Genomic DNA, 25,866 nt, shown 5'->3' on the forward strand with positions numbered 1-25,866 from the left:
TTTTACTCCCTCCTTGCTTCCGTTTGTTGAATTTCTTCGACCGGCACATGGTACCCATCATCGTACTCAAAAGAACGCAAAATCATGCAGATGATGACGCCGATCAGACCGATGATGGCAACAGACATCCATTCAAAAACTAAACCAAATCCCGCTATAAAGAGGAAGACAGACATGATGAAAGGCCGCCCCGAATTTGATGGCATATGAATGGGTTTGTATTCAGGCTCTTCTGCTTTTCCTTCTTTCCGCTCCTTCTTCATCAACCACCAAGCATCAAGACCTTTCACTTCCGGTGTTACTGCAAAGTTGTAATGTGGTGCGGGAGAAGAAATGGACCACTCTAAAGTGCGGCCGTCCCAAGGATCGCCTGTGAGATCCCGTTCGCCTTTAAAGTACGTGTACACAACATTAATGCACAGGAAGATAAAACCAATTCCCATCATAACAGCGCCAATTGTCGAAATGACGTTTAATTCCGTCCAGCCGGCATCTGCTGGATATGTGTAAATTCTTCTTGGCATGCCCATAAATCCTAATACATATTGCGGCAAGAAACAGACATTAAAGCCAAGCATGAAAAACCAGAACGTAATTTTGCCAAGCTTTTCATTTAAAATGACGCCAAACATTTTCGGGTACCAATAGTGAAGCGCGGCAAAAACAGCAAAGACCGTACCGCAAATTAACGTGTTATGAAAATGGGCGACAAGAAAATACGTATTATGATATTGGTAATCAGCCGCAGCCATCGAAAGCATTACGCCTGTAACCCCGCCGATGACGAAAGTCGGGATAAACGCCAAAGACCATAGCATTGCAGATGTCAACTTAATCCGTCCCTTATAAAGGGTAAAGAGCCAGTTAAAGATTTTTACCCCTGTCGGTATGGCAATCGCCATCGTGGACACAGAGAAAAACGCATTAACCGGAGCGCCTGAACCCATCGTGAAAAAGTGGTGCACCCAAACGAGCATGCTTAAAACGGAAATCGCCACCATCGACCAAACCATGGCCGTATAGCCGAAAAGACGTTTTCTCGCAAAAGTTGAGACAACTTCTGAAAAAACTCCAAACGCTGGCAAAATGGCAATGTACACTTCCGGATGCCCCCAGATCCAGAAAAGGTTCGCCCAATGCATTGGCATACCCTCACCTGAAAGCGTAAAAAAGTGTGTACCAAATATTCTGTCCAATGTCATCAAGGCAAGGGCGACCGTTAATACCGGAAAGGCAAAAACAATCAAAATCGATGTAATCAGCGTTGACCAAGTAAACATCGGCATACGCATCAACGTCATTCCCGGCGCTCTCATTTTCAAAATCGTGACAATGAAGTTAATGCCGGAGATTAAGGAGCCAATCCCTGAAATTTGCAATCCCAACAAATAATAGTTTTGCCCTGGCCCCGGGCTGAGTTCATTTCCGGCAAGAGGCATATATGCCGTCCACCCTGCATCAGGTGAACCGCCGATCACAAATGAAATGTTGAACAGCAAAGCGCCAAAGAAAAACGTCCAGAAGCTGAGAGCGTTCAAATACGGAAACGCCACATCTCTTGCTCCAATTTGCAGAGGAACCGCAATATTCATAAGCCCGAATATGAACGGCATTGCCATAAATAAGATCATAATCGTTCCATGTGTAGTGAAAATTTCATTATAATGCTGTGAATCTAAAAACGTATTGTTAGGCACTGTCAATTGGGCGCGCATTAAAAGTGCGTCTACGCCCCCTCGGAAAAGCATTAACACAGCGGAAATAATGTACATGATCCCGATCTTTTTATGGTCAACAGTTGTTAACCACTCTTTCCAAAGCCATTTCCATTTTTTAAAGTAAGTTAGTACAAAAACAATTCCAATGATCGTTAATACAATGGCTGCATCCGCCATATAGATAAGGGGTTCGCCGGTAACAAAAAATTCATCCCATTTCACAGCCCGTTCCTCCTTCCTTTCGATTAATGTCCATGGTGTTGATGGTTTTCTTGTTCACGGTTATCTTGATGGTCAGAATCATCTTTCTGTTCAACTTCCTCCAATTTTATCGTGCCGTGCTTTTCTTTCGCGGGCATATTTTCTAAATGTTCGCCTTGTTTCGCAAAATCGACCCACGCCAAATGCGTTCCCGAAAAAGTCAATTGATCTTTTAAAACACCGACTTGGATGATTTCGTTAAATTGTTTTTTCGTCAGCAATGGAGCAGATGCTTGTGTTTCTTTCACCCATTTATAAAAATCTTCTTTTTCCATTGCATTGACATCAAATGTTTGATGAGCAAATCCTTCTCCTGTAAAGTTTGAATTTCGCCCTTTAAACGTACCGACATGGTCAGCTTCCAAATAAAGAGTCATTCCCATTCCAGCCATATTATATTTTTGTCCGCCCAACTCCGGAATCCACAAAGCGCTCATCCCGCCAACAGCTGTTAATTTAAATTCCACCGGAACATCTTTTGGAATGTTGACATAATTAACCGTTTCGATATTTTCCTCCGGGTAGCTGAAAATCCATTTCCAATCTGCTGCTGTTGCATGGATGACAATAGGCTCCACACCTCTTGATTCCTTAGGCGGTTTTTCAAGTTCAAATGTCGCTTTTATCGTTGGAATCGCCAAAGCAATGACAATCAACACAGGAATCGCCGTCCAAACAATTTCAAGCACTGTATTCCCATGCTGTTCGGGCGGTTCATAATCCATATTGTCAGGTCTTTCCCTGTATTTCCACAAAATAATCGCAAACAATGAAAAAATGACGACAATAATCAAAAGCATAAATCCAACAGACCAAAGGATTAAATCTTTTTGAACAGCCGCTACCGGCCCCTTTGGATTTAATAAGACAAACCGTTCGCTGCATCCTGATAGCAGGAGCAAAACGGATAATGGCAAAACTTTCATAACCAACTTCAGCCAACTTGGTTTGGCCGGCATTGTGATCCCCCCTAGGATTTTCAAAAATGTGCCAAAAAACGTCAACCATTCACTTTGAAACAAAAATCATCTGTTGTAAGTGAACTTTATCACAAATTTATGTAAAAAAACTTGAATTCAATAAACAGTCAATAAAAGATTAAAATTTTGTAAAAAAATCGCCATCAATCTGACACAAAACAGGAAATCATGTGAATCGAAAGGAATGATTGCCTCTATTGCTAATAGACGCATAGGAAAACCGGGCGAAAAACATCAACGCCCGGTTTTTCTATTCGCACACATCGGTCTTTTTGTTTTCTACATACTATACGATCGGAAAATCAGCTAATTTCTAAATCTATCCATTTTTAACAAAAGCGGATAATCTCATTGTTTCCATGTTCCCAAAATTGATTTCCATTTATTTCATCAAACAATTTGTCCATACCGCAACAGAGACAACTTGGCAAGAAACTGTTCATATTATTTTAAGTTATAGCCTTTTCTTTCCACAAATTGTTTCATATACATTCTCACCGGATTTGAAAGAGCGCGAGCCATTTGCCCTGTCCAAGTATCTTTGCGGACACCATTTGTACGTTTTTCATAATATTTGGATACTATTTGATTATATTCAAGAAGCCCCTGTTTATATATTTCTTCGTTTTGCTCATATTCTTCCTCATGATAAACATGATGTAAAGGCAATCGGGGTTTTTTTCCGGTATCAACGGCCGGATAGCCGACCGTTATGGCAAAAAGCGGGATGACCCGATCAGGAACTTTTAGCAGCGCCGAAACATCCTCTAAATTGTTGCGAATTCCGCCAATATAACAAATGCCAAGCCCCATGGACTCAGCGGCTAATGCAGCATTTTGCGCGGCCAATGCCGCATCAATAAGCGCAACCATAAATTTTTCTGTGCTTTCCAAGGATACCGTCACGTCTTTATCTTCCATTTCGCCTATTAGTTCGTGCCGGTGCAGATCTGCGCAAAAAACAAATAAATGGCCGCTTTTTTCCACATAGTCTTGGTTCCCCGCCAGTTCCGCAAGTTTTTTTTTCGTTTCCGGATTTTTCACCCCAATGATTGAGTAAGCTTGTATGTAACTTGAAGTCGAGGCCGATTGGGCACATTCCACAATTAAGCGTATTTGTTCATCCGTAAGCGGCCGATCTTCAAATTTTCGAACGGATCGATGGTTTAAAATGGTTTCGATCACTTTATTCATCATCATCATCCTTTCTTTTATATTCTTTTCTCAAAGTTTAACTTTTTTAGACGCCCATTTCATCGATTTTGTTTTTCGGCCAAGCAAAATGTGAAACGTAAGGATTTGGCCGTAATCGAGAGCATTTATAAGGATTTCTTATAAAAAATAAAATAAATTGAATAAAAAAGCTTATTACGACAAATTAATCTGAAAAATCAAACTTTCTATCAATTTTGTTTAAAGATATAATAAAATGTAATCTTTTTTAAAGGGGGATTTGATGAAGAATCGAAACATTATGGATTGGCCGACCTTTATCGGGGCGCTGCTTTTGCTGTTAATTGTAGCCGCTCCATTAGCAGTATTCCCTGAACAAGGCGAAGCCATTGTATTAGCTGCCAGCAGCTTTTTAACACAAAAATTTGGAATATTGTATTTAATCATGGGTGCAGCAGTATTGATTTTTATTCTTTATGTTTCTTTTAGCCGATACGGAAAAATCAAACTGGGGGATCCTTTAGAAAAGGCTGAGTTTCCGACATTATCTTGGGCAGCTATGCTTTTTTGCGCTGGAATTGGATCAAGTGTTCTTTATTGGGGAACGATTGAATGGGCTTACTACTATACGGGACCTCCATTTGGCATCGAACCTAGATCAAAAGAAGCCGTTGAATGGGCGGCCGCATATGGAATTTTTCATTGGGGACCGACGGCATGGGCCATCTATTGCCTCCCTGCCCTGCCAATCAGCTATTTCTATTATGTAAAGAAAAAACCGGTGTTAAAAGTAAGCGAAGCGTGCCGGCCTCTCATTGGCAAAAAAGCAGATGGACCAATAGGCAAAATCATTGATGTCTTGTTTATGTTTGGTTTGCTGGGCGGAGCTGGAACGACACTCGCTTTAGGGACGCCGCTCATTACAGAAGGAATTCATGAACTTTCCGGCATCGAACCTTCGATGACACTCCAAACAGTGGTTTTGCTTATTTGTACATTGATCTTCGCAGCAAGCGCTTACTCCGGTTTGCGGAAAGGCATTAAAATTTTGAGCGACATCAACCTATGGCTTGCCGTATTATTGTTGGTGTTTGTCTTCCTTGCCGGCCCGACCGTCTTTCTGGCGGAAACGGCCGTCAACAGCATCGGCATCATGCTTGATCATTACATGCGGATGTCTTTATGGACTGAACCTTTTAACAGTTTAGGACCGTTTGAACGAACAGGCTTTCCGGAATCATGGACGGTATTTTATTGGGCTTGGTGGCTCGTGTACGCTCCATTTGTCGGCTTGTTCGTCGCTAAAATTTCAAAAGGACGCACTGTCCGCGAAATGACGCTCGGAACAGTAGTATATGGAACGCTCGGCTGCATTCTCTTTTTTGGGATTTTAGGAAACTTTGGATTATTTTTAGAACTGACAGGCCAATACCATGTAACAGCTACATTAGATGAACATGGCGGATCAGCAGCCATTATCGGAATATTGAAACAATTGCCGTTAAGCAACATTGTGATTGCCGTATTTACTGTGCTTGCCGTGATCTTTTTAGCAACAACGTTTGATTCAAGCTCTTATATTTTAGCATCTGTTGTCCAAAAAGAAGTTGCCGATGAACCTTTGCGATGGAACCGTTTATTTTGGGCTTTTGCTCTTTCCGTTTTGCCGCTTATTTTAATGTACCTCGGCGGATTGTCCACATTGCAGACTGTTAGCATTATTGGCGGTTTCCCTTTGTTGTTTATTTTTGTCCTTTTAGCCGGTTCTTTTATCAAAGCGGCAAACCAAGATTTTTATTCCAGTAAATCTCAATTATTTAAAATGTATCCTAAAAAGAAAGGCGTGAAAAGAAACCTTCTCTCGAAATAACTGTTTTCCGGAAAAATCCCAACCGCTGTAAAGACCCGCAGAAAACCTTTATGTTCTGGCGGGTTTTTGTCATGTAAAGCGGAAGAAATCGCAAGCCATCTACTTTCCTAAAAAATTTCTCTTTTTAATTGCAAATGTGGTGTTGAAAAATAAAAAAAAATCCTCTATTCTGATAATTATAGTTTCATATGTGTACCAGCAACAGGTGCGTCATATTGCAGCCGCAATATGCGCTTAAAAGGGAAGTTTGGTGAAATTCCAACACGGTCGCGCCACTGTGATGGGGAGCTTTTGATCATCAGCCACTGTTTCTGCCAGAGAAATGGGAAGGAGATCAAAAGCGTTGAACCTAAGTCAGGAGACCTGCCTGTTGTATGCACTACGACCTACGCGTCATAGGGAGGAGTGAGAAGCCATGTTCATGTTGAAACCATTTGGGTGCCTCAACACGAGCTAGGATATCCAGTCCCTCTTTTATTAGCGTAAAGAGGGCTTTTTTATTGTGTTGAGCAAAAATCAAATGGGAGGTTTTCGTAATGGCAGCCATTAGTTCAAATCTTGGCTATCCGCGAATTGGCGAACGCCGGGAATGGAAAAAAGCTTTGGAATTATTTTGGAATGGAGACATTTCTGAAAGCAGCTTACTGGAAACGTTGAAAAAGATCCGTCTTTCCAACTTAAAGAAACAGCATGAAAGCGGAATTGAGCTGATTCCCGTAGGAGATTTTTCGTTTTATGACCACGTTCTCGATACTGCTTTCATGTTTGGATATATTCCTTCGAGGTTCCAGCATATGGATCCCCGTTCCATCAAAACATATTTCGCAATGGCAAGGGGATCCGAAGAAGCCGAGGCTTTAGAAATGACAAAATGGTTTGATACAAATTATCATTATATCGTTCCGGAACTGGAAAATAAGCCGCCTGCTTTTTTGGAAAACCGTCTGCTCAAGCTTTACAATGAAGCAAAAGACGAACTAAATATTGAGACAAAACCTGTTGTTTTAGGGCCGATTACTTTTTTAATGCTGGCGAAAAAATATGAAAAACGAGATTTTTATAAGCATTTATCTGCTTTCATCCCAGTTTATATTCAATTGTTGACAGAGTTGCATCAAGCAGGCGCAAAGTGGGTGCAAATCGATGAGCCTGTTCTCGTTCAGGAAATTGATGAGTCATTGATTCCGTTGTTTAAAGAAGTGTATGAAGCTTTTCACGAAGCGAATCCATCTTTGAACATACTGTTGCAAACTTATTTTGAAAGTCTTTCTCACTATCAACATATCGTTTCATTGCCTGTTGCTGCTATCGGTCTTGATTTTGTACATGATGGGGGAGCCAACAGTGCAAACATCCAAAAATTCGGGTTTCCAAAAGACAAAATATTGGCTGCCGGTTTAATCAGCGGCCGTAACATATGGAGGGCATCATTAGAAGAAAAAGCAAGCAAAATTGATTTTCTCGCTCAGCATGTTGATGTTGATCGATTGATCATTCAACCTTCCTGCAGCTTGCTCCATGTGCCGGTTACCGTAAAAAATGAACACGAATTGCCGGAAATTTTAAAAAATGCTCTCTCCTTTGCAGACGAAAAATTAAGTGAAGTCCATCAGCTGACACAATATGCAAAAGGTGAATTAAGTATAAGCGATTTACGATACGATGACCGTTATTACACGCAATTTATGAATTCTGATTTTCGGACAAACCGAAACGTGCAAGAGGCAGCCGCCAAGATTGAATCCTACCCGACGAACCGTGTGGACTTTTCTGTTCGGCGCAAGCTGCATAAAAATAGATGGAACTTGCCAATTCTACCGACAACAACGATCGGCAGCTTTCCGCAAACGAAAGAAATCCGCCAAACCCGTTTAAAATGGCGGAAAGGCGAATACACAAACGAGCAATATGAGTCTATCATCAAAGATGAAATCAAAAAATGGATTGATATTCAGGAACAGCTTGAACTTGATGTATTGGTCCACGGGGAATTTGAACGAACGGACATGGTGGAATATTTCGGAGAAAAACTAATAGGAATTGCTGTTACCAAAAACGGCTGGGTGCAATCTTACGGTTCGCGCTGCGTCAGACCGCCGATCATTTATGGCGACGTTGCCTTTGATCAGCCGATGACCGTCAAAGAAAGCGTCTATGCCCAATCATTGACGGACAAACCTGTAAAAGGAATGCTGACTGGACCTGTCACCATCTTAAACTGGTCTTTTGTCCGTGATGACATTAGCTATGCGGACGTTCTTCGCCAGATTGCCCTTGCCATCCGCGAAGAAGTATTAGCTCTGGAGAAAAACGGCATAGGAATGATTCAAGTTGATGAACCTGCTATCCGTGAAGGGCTGCCGTTAAAAAGATCGAAGCAAAATCAATACATCGAAAACGCCGTCGAAGCTTTCAAACTTGCCACCAGCTCCGTCAAACCGGAAACACAAATTCATACTCATATGTGCTATTCCCAGTTTGAAGATATGATGGAAGCGATCGATAAGCTTGATGCAGACGTTATCTCGATTGAATCGTCCCGCAGCCACGGAGAACTTGTTCATGCTTTTGAAAAGTACCAATATAAACGGGAAATCGGTTTGGGCGTTTATGACATCCACAGCCCGCGTATACCTTCCGTCCAAGAAATAACCGAAAATATCGACCGTGCATTAAAAGTGCTCGATGTACATCAGTTCTGGGTGAATCCTGATTGTGGTTTAAAAACAAGAGCGGTCACCGAAACTGTCAATGCACTCAAAATCATGGTGGAAGCGACAAAAGCGTATCGGCAAGCCATCGCCGCAAAACAAATTTGATCCTATTAAGCAAAAGGTACATTTGCTGACACCGTTTCAGATGTTCCTTAGAAAGGATAAAGACCGCACAATTCAACGATGACTTTCGCTGTATGAAAAATAGCGCAACCATCATTGAACACAGTTTTCTCCAAACATAAACAAAAGGCGCCCGGATTTAGGCGCCTCTTTTGATTTTGCACGCCATTTGCGAATGATTGTTCCTAAAAAAATGATTCTACAGTCTGCTTCAATTTTGCCGCACTCTTCTTGACATCGTCCGCATAACTTATGGCGGATATGACGGCGACGCCGTCGGCTCCGTTTGCAACGACTTGTCCGGCATTTTCACTGTTGATGCCGCCGATGCCGACGATCGGAATCGCAATGCCTTGGTTGCGCATGCTGAAAATGATTTGCGGACCTTGCGCTTTTTTGGCGTCTTCTTTCGTCTTCGTCGAAAAAATGGGGCCGACGCCGATATAGTCTGCGCCTTGCGCAATGGCTCTTTCCGCTTCCTCAAACGTATGAGCCGACACTCCTAAAATTTTATCGCCAATTTTTTGGCGGACAATTTCGGCTGATTCATCCTCCTGACCGATATGAACGCCATCCGCATCAAGTTTCAAAGCCAGATCAACATCATCGTTTACAATAAAAGGAATTTGATGTTTTTGGCATATTTTTTGCAGTTCTTTTCCGAGCTTTAGCTTGTCCTCGCCCGTTAATGCGCCTGCTCCTTTTTCGCGGTACTGGAAGATGGTGATCCCCCCCGCGATCGCTTCTTCAAGCACATCAAGAGGATTTTTCTTGCAATTTACACTGCCCATAATAAAATACACTTTTAAAAGCTTTCGCAGTTCATCTGCTGTCACTTTCGGCATAATCCATCACCTGCGTATTGAGATTTTCCAAAAAAATTGCTGAAAACATTGGCCCCTTATTTTCGGCAAAATGAACCCCTTTTCTTCAAGTCGTCGCTTGTCACTTTTTCCAATTGATTCAAAAACTCGATTTGAAAGCTTCCCGGTCCCCTGCCTTCTGTCACACTGTATGCTATTTCCGCCGCCACACCATAAGAGACAAGGCTTGCCACTGAGGCAACGAGCAAATCTTGTTCAACTGCGGAAAAAGCGCCGATAATGGATGATAACAGACAGCCTGTGCCCGTTACTTTTGTTAAAATCGGATGTCCGTTCTGGACTTGATATGTCGTTTGGCCATCTGTCGCCACGTCTTCTTTCCCGGTTATGACGACAACAGCGTTTAACTGCTTTGCCGCTTTCTCAGCCAATAAAACTGGATCGGCAGCTGAACCAACGGCATCCACTCCTTTCATTTGGAGCTTTTCGCCGATAACATTGGCAATTTCAGGCGCATTTCCGCGAACGATGGAAACACGAACCTCTTTTAATATTTGTTGGGCAGCTTCTGTCCGGTAAGGTGTGGCGCCAGCGCCAACAGGGTCTAAAATGACCGGTACGCCGTTTTCGTTTGCCGATTTTCCCGCAAGTATCATCGCTTCCACGACATCACTTGTTAACGTCCCGATATTTAAGACGAGTGCGCCGGCTATTTTCGCCATATCCGCCACTTCTTCCTTTGCATATGCCATTACCGGTGAAGCCCCAATCGCCAACAAACCATTTGCTGTAAAATTGGTGACAACGACATTTGTAATATTATGAACAAGAGGATTTTGGCTGCGCACCTTCTCCAGTGCGGAACCTAACATTTCAATATTCATCATCTCACTCCTTCCAACATCGGAAAAAAAACGCTTATTTGCAGCATTTTTCCCGAAAGCAAAACGCTGTTAAGGACATTATATCAGATGCAAAACTTTTATCGGCACGCTGCAGTTTCGGTGGTTAAATTATGTTATAATACTATATTATCAAAATGGATTGTAAATCATTTCATATAAAAAATGTGTATGAATCATTATCCAAATTGTTGAAAGAATATACATGTTCATTTATAATGTTTCAGAATAAAGTTGAAAGGATCTTCAAAAATTTGTTTTCTATATTTTTTTTTAGGAGGTACAACATGAATCAATATTTGAGAAAAATAATAGCCTTCGCGGCTATGGCAACTTTGCTGTTTATGCTTTCCGCTTGCGGATCGAACAATTCCGGCAAAAACGATGCAGCCGGCAATGATGAGAAAAAAACATTGAAAGTAGTGACAAACGCGGCATACGCACCGTTTGAATATATGGACAAAGGTGAAGTTGTCGGCTTTGATATCGATTTTATCAACGCAGTGGCGAAAGAGGCCGGATATGATGTAGACATCAAGCATACCGGATGGGATCCAATGTTTGCAGAAGTTCAAGGCAAACAAGCCGACTTGGCAGCTTCTTCTGTGTCCATTACAGAAGACCGCAAACAAACATATGATTTTTCGGTTCCATATTTTGAATCAACACTTATGATTTTAGTTCCCGAAGACAGCGATATTCAAAATGCGCTTGATCTGAAAGGAAAAACGGTTGCCGTCCAAAATGGCACAACCGGCCAGACCGCTGCCGAAAAAATACTTGGCGGCGATGGAACGGTTAAAAAATTTGAAGACAACGTTCTTGCGATCATGGAGCTGCTTAACGGAGGCGCCGATGCTGTTGTGGCCGACAACGCCGTTGTCAACGAATATATTAAAAACAATCCTGACAAAAAATTAAAAGCCATTAAAGATCCGGAAAACTTTGATTCGGAATATTACGGTTTGATGTTCCCGAAAGGAAGCAAATTGAAAGCAGAGCTTGACAAAGCGATCAATACAATATTGGAAAACGGAACGTACAGTGAAATTTACCAAAAATGGTTTGGTGTAGAACCAGATATCGATATATTAAAAAATCAGCAATAATTTTTAGCATTTCGCCGGCATTTTGCTTGTCCGGCAATGCATGCGGGGAGATATATGTATGAATTTTCGTTTTGATCTGATAGCTGAATATGCGCCCTTTTTCTTCCAAGGAATGCTCGTCACAATTGGACTTTCTCTTGCGGCGATCGCCATCGGCACTGTTTTAGGTCTTTTCATCGGCATCGGGAAAATCGCGCAAAATCCTTACATTCGCTTGCCCTTTACATGGTATGTTACATTTTTCCGAGGGACGCCTCTTTTTGTGCAAATGCTGCTTGTCCACTTTGGCCTCGTACCGCTGATAATCGGCGATACAAATGGAGTTATTGCTGCCATTGTTGCACTTTCTTTAAATTCCGCCGCCTATATAGCGGAAATTTTTCGGGCAGGCATTCAATCGATCGACAAAGGTCAGATGGAAGCGGCAAGATCGCTTGGCATGAGCCATAAACAGGCGATGCGCTACGTTATTTTGCCGCAGGCGACAAAACGGATGATCCCGCCTCTTGGCAACGAATTTGTCGTCCTTATTAAAGAATCGTCGATTGCAGCGATTATTGCTACTCCAGAACTGATGTATTGGGGACGGGCAATGCAAGGGCAATATTATATTGTATGGGAGCCGTACCTCACCGTCGCCCTTATTTATCTTGTGCTGACATTGTCTTTAAGCAAGGTGTTGAGCTTTGTTGAAAGGAGAACAAAATCCGGATGATTCAGGTGAAGCATTTAAAAAAGAACTTTGGAAAAGTAGAAGTATTGAAAGATATCAGCGTCGACATTAAAGAAAAAGAAGTTGTCTGCGTTATCGGCCCTTCCGGTTCAGGGAAGAGTACGTTTCTCCGCTGTTTAAACAAGCTCGAGGACATTACTTCAGGACAAGTTATCATCGACGGACAAGATATTACCGATCCACACGTGGACATGAATAAAGTGCGCCAAGAGGTTGGCATGGTATTCCAGCAGTTTAACTTATTTCCCCACAAAACAGTAATTGAGAATATTATATTGGCACCTGTCAAAGTAAAGGGAGTTTCTGAAAAGGAAGCAATTGAAAGAGGGATTTCACTGCTAAAAAAAGTCGGGCTCAGTGAAAAAGCCGACAGCTACCCTGACGAATTATCAGGCGGGCAAAAACAGAGGGTGGCCATCGCCAGAGCGTTGGCGATGAATCCAAAAGTCATGCTTTTTGACGAACCAACTTCCGCCCTTGATCCGGAAATGGTCGGTGAAGTGCTGAATGTCATGAAAGAATTGGCAAACGAAGGAATGACAATGATTGTCGTAACACACGAAATCGGATTTGCCAAAGAAGTTAGCGACCGGGTCCTATTCATGGATGGCGGCTATATTATTGAAGAAAACGCTCCAGAAGAGCTGTTCGGCAACCCCCAACACGAACGGACAAAAGCATTTTTAAGCAAGGTGCTGGCGTAAAATGGATCAATTGATGGGCATATTCTTGTCCCGTCATTGATCTTTTTCTTTTCTTATCCAGGAGTAAGAAGAAAAACGTGAAAATAATTTTCTTCCCATATGCAACGGTGATATACTAATGGGTAGTAGAAGCAGTAGGAAATAAAAGGAGTCGGTCAATATATGATTGAAGTAATCACATATGCTGAATGCATTATACGACTGAAAAGTGAACAAAACTATGAGCAATATGTGAATGATTTACTGCTAAATTTACAAACTGATATAAAAGTTGAAAAAATTATTTCTGTTTCAAAGCCGGAAAAAAATTATAAGAATGGATCCCTTGAAACGAATGTCTTTGCACTATTTGTATTAAACATTCCCGAATCCAATTCGCAAAAAAAAGTCGAAGAATATGTTGACCATATCGTTCCTTTCTTAAAACGGCATGTTCCAATGTGCAATAACATCATTAGTACAAAGATTGTACAAATGAAAAGAGCTCTTGAAGAGTAAATATGAAAGATAATGCTTTTTACATCATCTCCTTCATCTTTTATACCTTAAATAATTTTCTATATTTTTTCGGAGTCATTTTCTCTATTCTTTTAAATGTTGCTCCAAAATGACTGGGGTCTTTAAACCCAACCAAGTGGGCTACTTCTTTTAAAGAAAGTTCGGGGTTTGCAAGCAATATTCTTTTCGCTTCACGTATTCTCAGTTGTATTAAAAACGAATAGGGACTCGTATGAAAAGTTTCACGAAATAGAGAATTTAAATATTGTGAGCTTACACCGGCGTATTCTGCTATATCTTTTAACCCGATATCATCGGAATAATGCTTCTCCAACCAATCAACCGTCATTTTGATCATTTTGTAATAATTAGAAATTGATGGTTGTTTTGCAGCTTTTCCGGATTTTTTTAACATCATGATAAAACGGTATAAATCCTCTGATAATTCCAATCGGGAAAATTCAGAATTTTCCTCAACTTTATGCATCATCTTGATAATTAAATCGGAAAAACAATTTTCTTTCGTCTCCGCATAAAGGGCGGAATAATGAATTTCTAATGAATCTAGAATTTCATTGACGGCAGCTCCTCCAAATGTTACATATAATGTCGACCATTTTTCCCCGGTTGTATAGTATGAATGCGGTGTAAAAGGAGTTAAAAAAATTCCTTTCCCGGGACTTAATAAATATTCTTCTCCATTAAAGGAAAAACACCCTTCTCCGGCAATGGTTTGCAGCCAATGGTAATATGGATAACCTTCTGGTCTGGCAAAATCCTCCTCTTGCGGATTAAAGCCTATACTTTCAATAAATAAAGGGAGCGGTTTCTCGTGGGTTGAAAATGTGTATCTTTTTTTGGTTTGTTCCATAAGCATAAACACCTTCTTTCTCTTTCAACCTCAATTATAAAAAAAGAACCTGTGAAACACTATTGGAAACAGGTTCTTTTTTTTGGTTATTTTTTTAAAATGAAGAAACCGTACTTTTGCAATGAAATTTTCCCTGAAATATCGTTCCCGCTTAAAAGATCGAAATATTTCTCACCATCAGGTAAAGTGAGTTTCTGTGTTTTTTCGGAAAAATTCATGATAAAAATATATTCATCTGTTCCATCCGTTCTTTTTTGGACATTGATGCCGTCCGGCAAATCAACAGACAAAACAGGAGAGACATTTTGTTCCATGATTAATTGGTTATAAAAATCATCCTGAAACTTTTGTTCATTTCTCGATGCTATATAATAAGCTTTTCCCTTTCCAAAACGGTTGACTGTTAGAGCAGGCATATCCTCGTAGTAATCGGATTTATACTTTGCAAGTACTTCTGCAGTTTCCGGATGAATCACTTCACAAAAATCGTACGTTTGATAAGAATGCGACATTTGCTGGCCATTTAGGTTGAGATCGTAAACTTCATTCCTTTCGGAGTCGTAAAGAACATCCATTTCTTCTACCCAAATTCCTAATAGTTTGCGTAAAGGACCCGGAAATCCCCCTAAAAAGCATAAATCATTTTCATCCACCACTCCACTCCAATAAGTCGTGACGAGAGTGCCGCCTTCGGAGACGAATTTTTCCAATCTCTCCGCAACCCCCGGACGTACCATATATAACATTGGAGCAATTACAATCTTATACTTGGAAAAGTCTTTATCCATCGAAATAACATCAACCGGGATGCCTTTTTTCCAAAACGATTTATAATGACTTTGACAAGTTTCAACATATTTTTTTGCATTTTTTTTCAGGGATTGGGCCTCATCGATTGCCCACTGATTTTCCCAATCATAAATGACGGCCACTTCGGGATTGACCGTTGTACCAGCAATAGCCGATATTTTATTTAATATTCGCCCGACCCCAGCTACTTCTCTGAAGACACGAGTGTTTTCATGCCCACAGTGGTCAACAACAGCTCCATGAAACTTCTCAAAAGAGCCCCTGCTTTTCCGCCATTGAAAATATAAAATAGAATCTGAACCGTGAGCGATCGATTGAACAGATGATAACTGATGCATCCCGGGCTTTTTCGGTTTGTTGACATCCTGCCAATTGACCATGCTTGGAGTATTTTCCATAATTAAAAATGGCTGGCCATCTTTTAAAGATCGGTAAATATCGTGAACAAACGCAACATCTGCGGCAAGATCAGACGTTGTTTGATAATCATTGTGCCAGGCAGGATAACTATCCCAACTAACAATATCAACTTCTTTTCCAAATTTATCGTAATTTAATTCTTTAAACGGCCCCATGTGCGGATAGCTTCCCATAAAGTTTGTTGTAATCGGAATATCGGGAGTGATTTCCCTTAAAGGTTTAATTTCATTCAAATAAAAATCAATGGTTTGATCGGTTACAAATCGTTTCCAGTCCAAATTGTGGCCGTGTACGCTGTCTTCTCCGTGGGGAGCTGGCGATTCAATTTGCGACCAATCTGTAAAAGTGTGGCTCCAAAAACTTGTCCACCATGCTTTATTCAAGGCATTCAGATCGTGATCATATTTTTTCTTCAACCAGTTTCGAAATGCTTCTTGGCAGAGTTCACAATGGCATTCCCCGCTGTATTCATTTGAAACATGCCACATAATCAGAGCGGGATGATTTTTGTATCGTTCGGCAAGCATTCGATTTATGTTTTGCGTTTTTTCACGATAGATTGGCGAAGTGAAGCAATGGTTATGTCTTTTCCCATGAAGATTCCTTTGTCTATTTTTTTCGACTCGAAGAACTTCCGGATATTTTTGCGATAACCATGCAGGCCTTGCCCCGCTGGGCGTTGCCAAAATCACATTCATTCCATGTTTTGCAAGATCATCCATAATTTGATCGAGCCATTCAAATTGATACTTCCCTTCCTCAGGCTCCAATGCGCTCCAGGCAAATATACTCAGTGAGAACGTATTGCAATTTGCCAGTTTCATTAATCTATAATCTTCCTGTATAATTTCCGGGGTATGGAGCCATTGATCAGGGTTATAATCCCCGCCATGCAAAAAACCCTCTACTTTCCTAAAATTTTTTTCTCCCATCTTACCATTCTCCTTATAAACGATCTTCGTTTCTTTTTTTCGACATCCAACAACTTTTGTTTTAAACTGTCATTACTTCACTGCGCTTCCTAACATCCCGGCAATGAATTGTTTCTGTAGCACTAAGAAGAATATGATGATTGGAATCGTTGCAATCGTTATTCCTGCCATCACTTGCCCATAATCGATAATGGAAAAGCCGATCAAACTGGATAATGCAACTGGAAATGTATACATTTCACTAGATGTTGTGGCAATCAACGGCCACATAAAATTATTCCATTGCATCATAAATAAGTAGATCGCCGTTGCCGCTAATGCCGGTTTCATGGATGGCAAAACAATTTTGAAAAAAATGCGGAATTCTCCTGCTCCATCTATTCTTGCCGCTTCGATAAGCGAAGTTGGAAATGACAAAAAATTTTGTCTCATCAAAAATATGGCAAAAGGATAACAAATTTGCGGAGCAATTAAGGCAAAATAAGTATTTAATAAATGTGCATTTGATAACAACTGAAACAGCGGTATAATTGTGGCCTGATACGGAATCATCATCGACAACATGAACATGAGAAAAATAAACTTTCTGCCTTTAAATTGAAACTTTGAAAGCGCATAAGCAGCCAAAGTACAAACAAAAAGGGCTAAAACAACATAAACTAAAGAGACAAACAGTGAATTAAATAAAACTCTTCCAATATCAATAGAAGCATTTAGATTCTTTACATTTGTTAATAACTGATCCCCAAAAACTAAAGTGGGCGGGTTTGTGAACATTTTGCTCGTATGGTTTGTTGAACCAACGAACATCCAGTAAAACGGAAATATTGATACGACCCACATTATGAATAGAGGGATATATAACATGAATTTATTCATCAAATGACCCTTGGGATGACGATTTGTCATTTGCATGTTTATTCATCTCCTGTAACCTTTAGTTGAAGGTAAGACAATATTGCCACCATTATCACCACAACATAGGCAATGGCAGATGCATAACCAAAATCAAAATATTCAAAACCGTTCAGATAAATATATAAACCGAGAGTCATTGTTGCATCCGCCGGCCCACCTTTGGTTAAGTTATAAGGCTCATCAAACAACTGTAAAGTTGAAATGGTCGAAATAATGGCCGTAAATAATATAACGGGTTTTAATTGGGGTATCGTAATATTGAAAAACTTTCTGATCTTTCCTGCCCCATCAATGGAAGCTGCTTCATAAATTTCTTCAGGAATATTTTGCATCGCCGCTAAATAAATCACCATATTATATCCTGTCCATCGCCAAGTCATGGCAAGAATAATGGAGACTTTTGCCCAAAATGGGTCAGATAGCCATTTAATTTTATCGATGCCAAATATACTTAAAAATTGATTGATGATCCCTGAATCTTGCAACATGATGGAAAACAAAATGGAATAAGCCACCAGTGATGTGACAGCAGGCATAAAAAATCCAACCCGAAAAAAACCGCGGAATTTTAGCAGCTGGCTGTTTAGTGCGTTTGCCAGTATTAATGCAAGTATAAGCATGATAGGTACTTGAACAATCAAGATAATAAATGTATTCATTAATGCTTTTAAAAATACGGTATCATTTAATAAACGAACATAGTTTTTAAATCCTGCGAAAATGTATTCCCCATCCTGCAGTGTTTGAAAACTTAAAATAAAAGAAGCTAAAGTTGGATATATTGTAAAACAAACAAACAATAATAATGCTGGGGCTAAAAAAATGTATGGTATTTGTTTGTTGCGAACCATTGTCATGATCCCCCCAAAAGTCTAAAAATAAAGAATAGTTCATAAGAGGTTATAAAAAACCTCTTATCAACCATCCAACAAATTACTTAATCCGATTTTCAACCCGATTTTTTGCTTTTTCTAGCGAATCTTTAACATCTGTGCCATTCACTACTTCCGCCTGTGATTTAATCACTTCATCACGCGCTACTGCATCGTTTTCTGAGTATTGGACAGACGGAATTTTGTCCATTGCATCTGCAAATACTTTCCATACCGGTTGATTATTAAAATATTGCACAGGTTTTGAAAATAATTCAGACTCATAAACTGGTAGATAACTCGGGAATAGTCCGCCTTCCATCGCTAATTCTTGCATTTCAAAATTTGTTGTAAAGTACTCCAAGAATTTATAAGTTTCGTCAATATTCTTGCTTTGGCTGAATATTGCAAAGGAACTACCGCCTTGATTGGCATATCTGCTGCCGCCATTCTCAAATGCCGGCAGCATCATCACATCCCATTTGCCAGCCAGATCCGGCATTTGTTGTTGAAGCGTCCCAATCAACCAAGCGCCAGCAATCGCTGTGGCTGTTTTCCCTTCAGACAATGATGCAACCCAAGCATTCCAGCCAGGAGTTCCCAGGAGCAAATCATTTTTAGCCAAGTCTTGCAGCAAAGTTGAAACTTTAATGCTTTCCGCAGATCCTAGCGTTGTATTTCCGTTTTCATCAAAATAGCCTAATCCTTGCTGGCTTAACAAAATGGTATAAACGGTGGAATCATTCGTGTCATAGCTTAACATGGCAGCGCCTGTTTTTTCTTTAATTTTCTTACCGGCCGCCAGAAAATCATCCCAATTTTCAATTTTGGTTCCGTCAACACCTGCTTTTTCAAAAATATCCTTTCTATAAAAAACCCCTACAGGACCCGCATCAAAAGGCATTGCGTAAATTTTCCCATCTTTTGTTACACTATCCAATTTATATTTCGGGAAATCTTTGGCATGATCATCAAAACCTTTGTCTGATAAGTTGACAAAAGATTCTTCAAATTTATCTAAATAACCTTGTATTCCATCATCCACTAACAATGCGGCATCAGGCAGCCCTTGACCGCCAGCTTGGAGTCCTGTGATAACTTTTGAACGTATATCATCATTAGCCATTTCAACAACATTTAATTGAAAATCCGGATGATCTTTTTTATATTCTTCCGCTGCCTTTTTCAAAACAGGCACATTAATGTTTGTAGCCCAAATGGTAACTTCTCCGCCTGTCTTCTCTTTATTGCTTCCCGAGCTTGAACCGCCGGAACAACCAGAAAAAACTAAGGAAAAAATGAGTATGAATACTAAACTAAATAGCTTTTTCATCATAATCCCCCTCACAAAATAATGATAAAAATAACACAAAATTGATTATTTAGGAAGATTATAAAACGGTTTCAAAGGCAAAATAATATAAAAATTTTATTTAAAAATATAAAAATATGAAACTTTATTATGAATGCGGTGAATTCCTAAAAAGAAGAATATGTCAACAAATCCAATAACTTTTTATAAAAAATATAGGATAGACTGAAACAACATCAGTCTATCCTATATCTTATATGCAAAAGCTATTTCTGAAACAAATCCAACATTTTATTTTTTGATGGAACGAAAGGATTTTGGAAAAAATCATGTGTTTTACGTTCTTCTTGTCTTATTTGAAGCTTTAAAAAACTGCCTGTCTCCTGTTGAGGTTTAGGAAAACAGGCAGCAAAGGTGTTTTTTGGCGATCCATTTTTTTCGGGTTTGCTATCCGGCTGCTTTTTCCCAAGTGTTTTCAATACTTCCGTTTTAACAAAAACTTTTTCTTAATGTAACGGGAAGGATCTTCATTGATCATATGTTTTTCGTCAAAATACGTTTTCCTCTTAATTTGAATACTGAAATGATTGAGCAAAGATGTTAAATGATCCCGCTCAGTATCAGAAATATGGAATTTGACTCCATATTGGAAAATATTCTCCTCAACCTCTTTCGACCATACAATTATCCCCAATAAAACAACGGTTTTTTGCATGATGTTGACTTCAAATTGGTAAACCACTCCATCGTGCACCGGCAAGCGCAGATGGCTCATCAGACAGAGGCCTCCCGGACCGATATTGATTAACAGCCCTTCCGTTCTCCCGACATTGACCGGTTTATGGTTAAATTTGACAATGGTCAAGTTTGTCAATAACGGTTGAGGAAACTGAATACGGAAATATCCCCGCCGATCGCCTTGACCATCAAAGTTATGGACTCCATCGACCGGATCAAGTTGACGTTTCCGAAAAACTTCTTCCATTTCAAGGTTTGAGAGAGGCCGGCTAAATAAATAACCTTGAATTTCATCACATTGGTATTTTTGCAGAAGAGACAATTGTTCTTTCGTTTCAACCCCTTCTCCAACAACCTTCATATTTAACCCGTGGGCAATATCAATAATCGATTTCGTTATCACTTGATCGTTTTGCTCCGATGTTAAATGCTGGATAAATGATTTGTCAATTTTTACTGTATCAATCGGGAAGTTTTTTATGTTATTCAAGGAAGTAAAGCCGCTGCCGAAATCGTCCAGCGCCACCCGAACCCCGAACTCTTTTATTTTTTGCAATTGTTTATGAACAAGGTCTTCCGATTGCAGGAGCGACCGCTCTGTTATTTCAATTTCAAGCAAAGAGGGCCGGATGTTTGCCTCAGCCACCGCATTTCGCAGCGTTTCATAAAAGCCTTTTCTCAAAAATCTCTTCGGTGAAATATTGATGGAAATCACTTGCACATTAAGCTTCTTTTCTATCCAGCTTTTCAGCTGCTGGCAAACTTGCCCAATAATCCAATCGCCAATTTCGTTAATCAACTCGACTTCTTCGGCAATCGGGATGAATTCATAAGGCGAGACCACTCCCCAATCAGGATGCTTCCAGCGAACGAGCGCTTCCGCTCCCACTACACGGAAAGATTTTGCATCAACGCGGGGCTGATATTCAATAAACAATTCATTATTTTTCAGCGCTTTCCTCAGCTCTTTCTCCAACGAAAGCTGTTTGAAAGCCGAGATGCCGATTGACGGCACATAAACTTGATAGGTGTTTTTGTCCAGTTGCTTTGCTTTATAGAGGGCGATATCGGCATTGGAAAGCAAGGTTTTGCGGTCTTGGCCGTCAGCCGGGAAAAAACAAATGCCAATGCTTGCGGTGATATATAATTCATGATCTTCTATATTAATTGGAACAGCGACCGTGTTTAAAATTTCTTGTGCAAATTCATGATACAATTCTTTGTCATTGCCCAAGTTCAACAGAAAAACAAACTCGTCGCCGACCAATCTATAAACATTCCCCTTGCCCTCGACCATCTTTTCAATTCGATTTGCGATTTTCTTTAAAATGGCATCCCCCGCGAATCGCCCCAAAGAATTATTGATTCGCTTAAAATTATCCAAATCCATGCAAAAAACCGCAAAGATTTCACTTTTTTCCCCATAAGATTCAATCCATTTGCTGAGGTCATTCATGAGGGATTGCTGGTTCGGCAAATTTGTCAGTGCATCATAATGTTTCTGGCGGTCAACCTTCAGTTCATTTTCCTTTGCCTTTGTAATGTCAACCACCATTTTTTCGATGCTGACGAGCTCCCCTTTCTCATTTAACTTCGGAAAGGAGTAGTCTAAAACCCAAATCACTTTTCCGTCAGGGTGAACGATGCGATATTCATGCTGAAGAATTTCTCCTTTTAATAAAACCTCATGATTGGAGAGAACGCTGTCCAGATCATCCCGATGGATACAGGACTTCCAATAATCCGGATTGCTGCGGAAAAATTCACTGTCCCGTCCATATATTTTCGTCACAACATCCGAGCAAAACAGCACTTTATTGTTTTGAACATCCACCGACCATAAGCATACATCTAAGTTTTTCGTAATTTGTTCAATTTTCTCGTTCAATTCCACTACTTGTTTTTCCAAATGCATTTTTTCTGTTAAATCCGCTAAAAACCAGATAATTTTTGTCGGTTTTGATTTAAAAAAATCTTGGGGAATTCCTTGTCCGAAGACCACCCTCTCCTCTCCATCCGCTCTGACCATTCGCCAAGTCATGGAAAAACTTTGCCCCGTCTGAATAATTTTTTTATATTCTTCTTGAAATAAAGAACGATCGTGATAATGAACATATTTCAGCAATTTGCTAAAAGTAAAGTTTCGTTTTTCTTCTTCATCCATAATCGCCAACATTTCATATACTTGATCAGAGCATGTTAAAATATCGTACTCAATGTCATACTCAACCAATCCAATGCTGACATGCTCATGAATTTCAGAAAAATCGCTATTCAGTTGCCGAATGGCGGCAAATATGTTATCCGTTTCGTTCATTTTCCGAAATATCCCTGCCACACAACTTACTCGGTCATTTAATACTACAGGAACAAAAGTAATTTGAATATCCAAATATGTCCCGTCATGGGCCATGGCGGTTGTATGGAAATGCTGGGGCCTTCCCTTCAAAGCTTCCTTAAAATAGTAAGTTGATTTTTTCAATATTTTGTGATCAAACAGCTGCTGAAAGAATGGCATCGGTTCCTTGGCAAATACGTTGCCAAAAAAGTCAGCAGCCTTCTGGTTATAGCCGACTGTCCTCCCTTTGCGGTCAAAAATGATAAATGCATTGGGATGATTCTCAAGTATGGAGATAAATGTATCTAATGATAAGTAATCATTATTTTCCTCGTCTACAAAAAATCTTGTAAAACTCTTCTTTCTCCCCTCATCTATCAACCTCTTTCTTAAAAAATGCGGCATAGGCTAACACTCCCATCCGATATAAGTGTTCATCGTCCTATAATTATAGCATTTTTTTTAAAAAAATGTCGAAATATTGTCGAATTTTGTATTATATTAGTACTTTTTTACTTATTTTCGTCATTTTACAGGATTTTATTTTTCATTGGAACAGCAAATAAAAATAGGCTTGAAAAAACCTCAAGCCCTGCTTCCAATTAATATTCAAACCAATGATTTTCTATCAACTTTTTATACCAATAAAAACTGTTCTTTTTGATGGTTCAAGATTGCGATAGTCGACAAAAACAATGCCGAAGCGTTTGCTGTAGCAATACTTTTGATGCTATTTGGTTGATGAAACGAAACTTCAGAGTATATCGATTTCTTCCAAGAATTGCCTTTTCACTAAAAAAATAAGCGGGCATCATCCCCCTCATCCTTTTTGAGGAGGATTTTTCCATTGCTGCAGCAATGATCGACTCCTTCAATTTTTTTATTGCAGATTGTATTCTTTTCGTATTTTTTCTGCAATTTTCTTTAATTCCCCTTCAACATCTTTAACGTTTTTCAAGTTAATATTATCGATGACGGTTTGAATTTTATTTTGCATATCAGAGTATTTCGGAATATAAGGGGCATTTAACACTGTTTTGCCTTCCATTAAAGTATTTGCTAATGAATTGGCGTTCGCCGGTGCATTTTTCATTTCCGTGATTTTATCTGCGTTGCGTTTTAATACAGACACTGCGGAAATGGTTTTTAGCTGCAGATCTTGCCCTTTGCCGTAAGTTAAAAACTTCAGCAGCTCCCAAGCTTCTTCTAGATGTTTTGTATCTTTGCCAATCCCAATTGGAAGATAAGCAGCGTTGGCGACATTTCCTGCTTTTCCTGCTGGCAATGGAACAACATCCCATTCAAAATTCGCATTTTTCGCTGTATCTGCCCAATCCCAAGGCCCCATCAATTTCATAGCTGCTTTTCCGGATAAAAACATATTAGATAATCCTTGCGATTGCGCTGATGTTGGTTGAACGTGATATTTATGAATAAGATCCCGGCCAAATTCAATCGCTTCAATAGACTCAGGGCTGTCAATCATTACTTTTTTGCCATCCGCACTGACATATCCTCCGCCGTTCGTAGTCAATAATTCAGGAGTATAGAAGTTCTCAAAACCGAATTGCACTGTTTTTCCCTTTTCCACTTTTGTCAGTTTTTCTGCTGTTTCCAGAAAATCTTCCCATGTCCAATCATCTTTTGGATAAGGCACACCTGCTTCATCAAACAAATCTTTGTTATACCCAATTTGGAAAGCTGAAGCATCACGAATTAACGCATATTGTTTTCCATCCACTTGCCCAAGTTCTAAGATGTTTGGCAATAGCTCATCTTTATTAATCTCTGCCTTCACTCTGTCTGATAGATCTACTAAAACGCCTTTATCTACAAATTCTCCGAAAGCACTTGGTTGAATCCATGTTAAATCTGGTTGATCCCCGCCTGATGTCATCGTTAAAAACTTTTCATTAAATTTATCATAAGGTGCATAAACGGTTTTGACCTTTACACCGGGGTTTTCTTTCTCAAACTCCTTTAAAATGGTTTGCTCTAGCTTTGTTCCTTCAGGATTGTTATTCCATATTAATATTCTTAAAGTTATATTTTTTTCGTTGCCTTTTCCCCCGCCAGAACTTGTATTGCCGGCGCATCCTCCTAACATTGCAGCCAAAACAATCAATAAACAAATACTCAAAATATTTAGATAATTTCCTTTCTTTTTCACTTTGCACTCCTCCTACTATGCTCGTTTTATCCATTGCTTTTCAATATCATCCTTTTAAACCTGTCGTAGCGATTCCCTTGACAAAGTATTTTTGGCCAATGAAAAAGATCAAGATCATAGGCAAAAGAATGAGTGCGCTTGCTGCCATCATTGGACCCCATGAAACAATGAGCGCCCCTTTAAACTGCAAAATACCTATAGCTAGTGTAAATTTTTCTTCATCGTTCAAATAAATCAATGGGTTTAAGAAGTCATTCCAAAACCCCATAAAACTTAATAATGCTACTGTTATCACAGCTGGTATCGATAGTGGGATGACAATTCTCCAGAAAATTCCCAGCGGCCCGCATCCATCCAAAAACGCTGATTCCTCTAGTTCCTTCGGGATTGTTTTAAAAAATTGGCGCAATAAAAAGATATAATACGCATTGCCAAAAAACGCAGGAACTATGAGTGGCATAAACGTATTGACCCATCCTAATTTTGAAAAAATAATGTAAACAGGTATCATCGTTACCTGCGGAGGCAACATCATTGTCGCTAGTAAAATAGCAAACCAAAAATTTTGTCCCTTTCCTTTAATGCGCGCAAATCCGTAAGCAACGATCGTCGAGGAAAGAACGGTTCCCAACACTCCCATTATGGTGACAATTAGTGAATTCATATAATATTTTGCAAAAGGGACGATTTCAAAAACTTCTTTATAATTCTCCCAATCCCAAACTTTAGGCAATAATGACGGCGGGAAAACCATTGCTTCATTTTCAGGTTTAAGAGATGTACTCATTAACCACAAAAAGGGGAAGATAAAAACGATGGACAAGGATATTAACAGTATGTAAATAACAATTCTTTCAATCATCCTTCCCCTCTTTA

Annotated in this window: 20 protein-coding genes and 1 riboswitch; of the genes, 6 read left to right on the forward strand and 14 right to left on the reverse strand. The window is 39.8% G+C overall.

Going from position 1 to position 25,866, the window contains the following annotated elements:
• Positions 1-2 precede the first annotated feature (2 nt).
• From qoxB to nfsA, 3 genes are all read right to left on the reverse strand, one after another.
• Positions 3-1,940 carry a cytochrome aa3 quinol oxidase subunit I gene (qoxB, locus tag AC0KTX_RS07655; protein WP_474251626.1) on the reverse strand — a complete coding sequence of 646 codons (1,938 nt, stop codon included), beginning with the start codon at positions 1,938-1,940 and terminating at the stop codon, positions 3-5.
• A gap of 23 nt (positions 1,941-1,963) precedes the next feature.
• Positions 1,964-2,938 (reverse strand): cytochrome aa3 quinol oxidase subunit II, encoded by a 975-nt coding sequence (gene qoxA / locus AC0KTX_RS07660; RefSeq protein WP_474251627.1) that lies wholly within the window; start codon positions 2,936-2,938, stop codon positions 1,964-1,966.
• A gap of 465 nt (positions 2,939-3,403) precedes the next feature.
• Positions 3,404-4,153 (reverse strand): oxygen-insensitive NADPH nitroreductase, encoded by a 750-nt coding sequence (gene nfsA, locus AC0KTX_RS07665; RefSeq protein ID WP_339193629.1) that lies wholly within the window; start codon positions 4,151-4,153, stop codon positions 3,404-3,406.
• A 262-nt stretch (positions 4,154-4,415) separates the two neighbouring features.
• Here nfsA and AC0KTX_RS07670 point away from each other — a divergent pair, with 262 nt between their 5' ends.
• Positions 4,416-6,002, forward strand: coding sequence for a BCCT family transporter (locus tag AC0KTX_RS07670; protein WP_339193631.1), 1,587 nt, complete (start codon positions 4,416-4,418; stop codon positions 6,000-6,002).
• Positions 6,003-6,188: 186 nt separating this feature from the next.
• Positions 6,189-6,387: riboswitch (cobalamin riboswitch) on the forward strand.
• Between the two features lie 151 nt (positions 6,388-6,538).
• Positions 6,539-8,821, forward strand: coding sequence for a 5-methyltetrahydropteroyltriglutamate--homocysteine S-methyltransferase (gene metE / locus AC0KTX_RS07675; RefSeq protein ID WP_474251628.1), 2,283 nt, complete (start codon positions 6,539-6,541; stop codon positions 8,819-8,821).
• 203 nt (positions 8,822-9,024) lie between these two features.
• Here metE and thiE read toward each other — a convergent pair whose 3' ends face one another.
• Positions 9,025-9,684 carry a thiamine phosphate synthase gene (gene thiE / locus AC0KTX_RS07680; protein ID WP_474251629.1) on the reverse strand — a complete coding sequence of 220 codons (660 nt, stop codon included), beginning with the start codon at positions 9,682-9,684 and terminating at the stop codon, positions 9,025-9,027.
• A 56-nt stretch (positions 9,685-9,740) separates the two neighbouring features.
• On the reverse strand, positions 9,741-10,547 hold the full coding sequence (thiM, locus tag AC0KTX_RS07685; protein WP_339198067.1) for a hydroxyethylthiazole kinase: 807 nt from the start codon (positions 10,545-10,547) through the stop codon (positions 9,741-9,743).
• A gap of 305 nt (positions 10,548-10,852) precedes the next feature.
• Here thiM and AC0KTX_RS07690 point away from each other — a divergent pair, with 305 nt between their 5' ends.
• The 4 genes from AC0KTX_RS07690 (at position 10,853) to AC0KTX_RS07705 (ending at position 13,609) form a co-directional block, all read left to right on the forward strand.
• A complete protein-coding gene (locus tag AC0KTX_RS07690; protein WP_474251630.1) occupies positions 10,853-11,674 on the forward strand; it encodes a basic amino acid ABC transporter substrate-binding protein in 822 nt (273 codons plus the stop codon).
• Positions 11,675-11,732: 58 nt separating this feature from the next.
• On the forward strand, positions 11,733-12,389 hold the full coding sequence (locus tag AC0KTX_RS07695) for an amino acid ABC transporter permease (RefSeq protein ID WP_340882388.1): 657 nt from the start codon (positions 11,733-11,735) through the stop codon (positions 12,387-12,389).
• Entirely contained in the window at positions 12,380-13,111 is a 732-nt protein-coding gene (locus AC0KTX_RS07700; RefSeq protein WP_474251648.1) for an amino acid ABC transporter ATP-binding protein, read from the forward strand. The genes AC0KTX_RS07695 and AC0KTX_RS07700 overlap by 10 nt, the downstream gene beginning before the upstream one ends.
• A 162-nt stretch (positions 13,112-13,273) precedes the next feature.
• Complete coding sequence (locus AC0KTX_RS07705) at positions 13,274-13,609, forward strand: hypothetical protein (protein WP_474251631.1); 336 nt, start codon at positions 13,274-13,276, stop codon at positions 13,607-13,609.
• A 40-nt stretch (positions 13,610-13,649) separates the two neighbouring features.
• On the opposite strand, the gene AC0KTX_RS07710 is transcribed toward AC0KTX_RS07705, so the two are convergent.
• The 9 genes from AC0KTX_RS07710 to AC0KTX_RS07750 all read right to left on the reverse strand — a co-directional run bounded on the left by AC0KTX_RS07710 (position 13,650) and on the right by AC0KTX_RS07750 (position 25,852).
• Positions 13,650-14,480, reverse strand: coding sequence for an AraC family transcriptional regulator (locus tag AC0KTX_RS07710; protein ID WP_474251632.1), 831 nt, complete (start codon positions 14,478-14,480; stop codon positions 13,650-13,652).
• Between the two features lie 86 nt (positions 14,481-14,566).
• Positions 14,567-16,642 carry a beta-galactosidase gene (locus AC0KTX_RS07715; protein WP_474251633.1) on the reverse strand — a complete coding sequence of 692 codons (2,076 nt, stop codon included), beginning with the start codon at positions 16,640-16,642 and terminating at the stop codon, positions 14,567-14,569.
• Between the two features lie 72 nt (positions 16,643-16,714).
• The gene (locus AC0KTX_RS07720; RefSeq protein WP_474251634.1) at positions 16,715-17,521 is read right to left on the reverse strand and encodes a carbohydrate ABC transporter permease; all 807 of its coding nucleotides are present in this window, start codon (positions 17,519-17,521) and stop codon (positions 16,715-16,717) included.
• Positions 17,522-17,559: 38 nt separating this feature from the next.
• Complete coding sequence (locus AC0KTX_RS07725) at positions 17,560-18,411, reverse strand: carbohydrate ABC transporter permease (protein ID WP_474251635.1); 852 nt, start codon at positions 18,409-18,411, stop codon at positions 17,560-17,562.
• Between the two features lie 82 nt (positions 18,412-18,493).
• Complete coding sequence (locus AC0KTX_RS07730) at positions 18,494-19,765, reverse strand: ABC transporter substrate-binding protein (protein WP_474251636.1); 1,272 nt, start codon at positions 19,763-19,765, stop codon at positions 18,494-18,496.
• Between the two features lie 245 nt (positions 19,766-20,010).
• Complete coding sequence (locus tag AC0KTX_RS07735) at positions 20,011-20,223, reverse strand: hypothetical protein (RefSeq protein ID WP_474251637.1); 213 nt, start codon at positions 20,221-20,223, stop codon at positions 20,011-20,013.
• Entirely contained in the window at positions 20,220-23,225 is a 3,006-nt protein-coding gene (locus AC0KTX_RS07740; protein ID WP_474251638.1) for an EAL domain-containing protein, read from the reverse strand. The genes AC0KTX_RS07735 and AC0KTX_RS07740 overlap by 4 nt, the downstream gene beginning before the upstream one ends.
• Positions 23,226-23,700: 475 nt before the next feature.
• The gene (locus AC0KTX_RS07745; protein WP_474251639.1) at positions 23,701-24,990 is read right to left on the reverse strand and encodes an ABC transporter substrate-binding protein; all 1,290 of its coding nucleotides are present in this window, start codon (positions 24,988-24,990) and stop codon (positions 23,701-23,703) included.
• 46 nt (positions 24,991-25,036) lie between these two features.
• Positions 25,037-25,852 (reverse strand): carbohydrate ABC transporter permease, encoded by an 816-nt coding sequence (locus AC0KTX_RS07750; RefSeq protein WP_474251640.1) that lies wholly within the window; start codon positions 25,850-25,852, stop codon positions 25,037-25,039.
• Positions 25,853-25,866: the final 14 nt, after the last annotated feature.

It is taken from the genome of Aeribacillus sp. JST-2 (assembly GCF_056032925.1).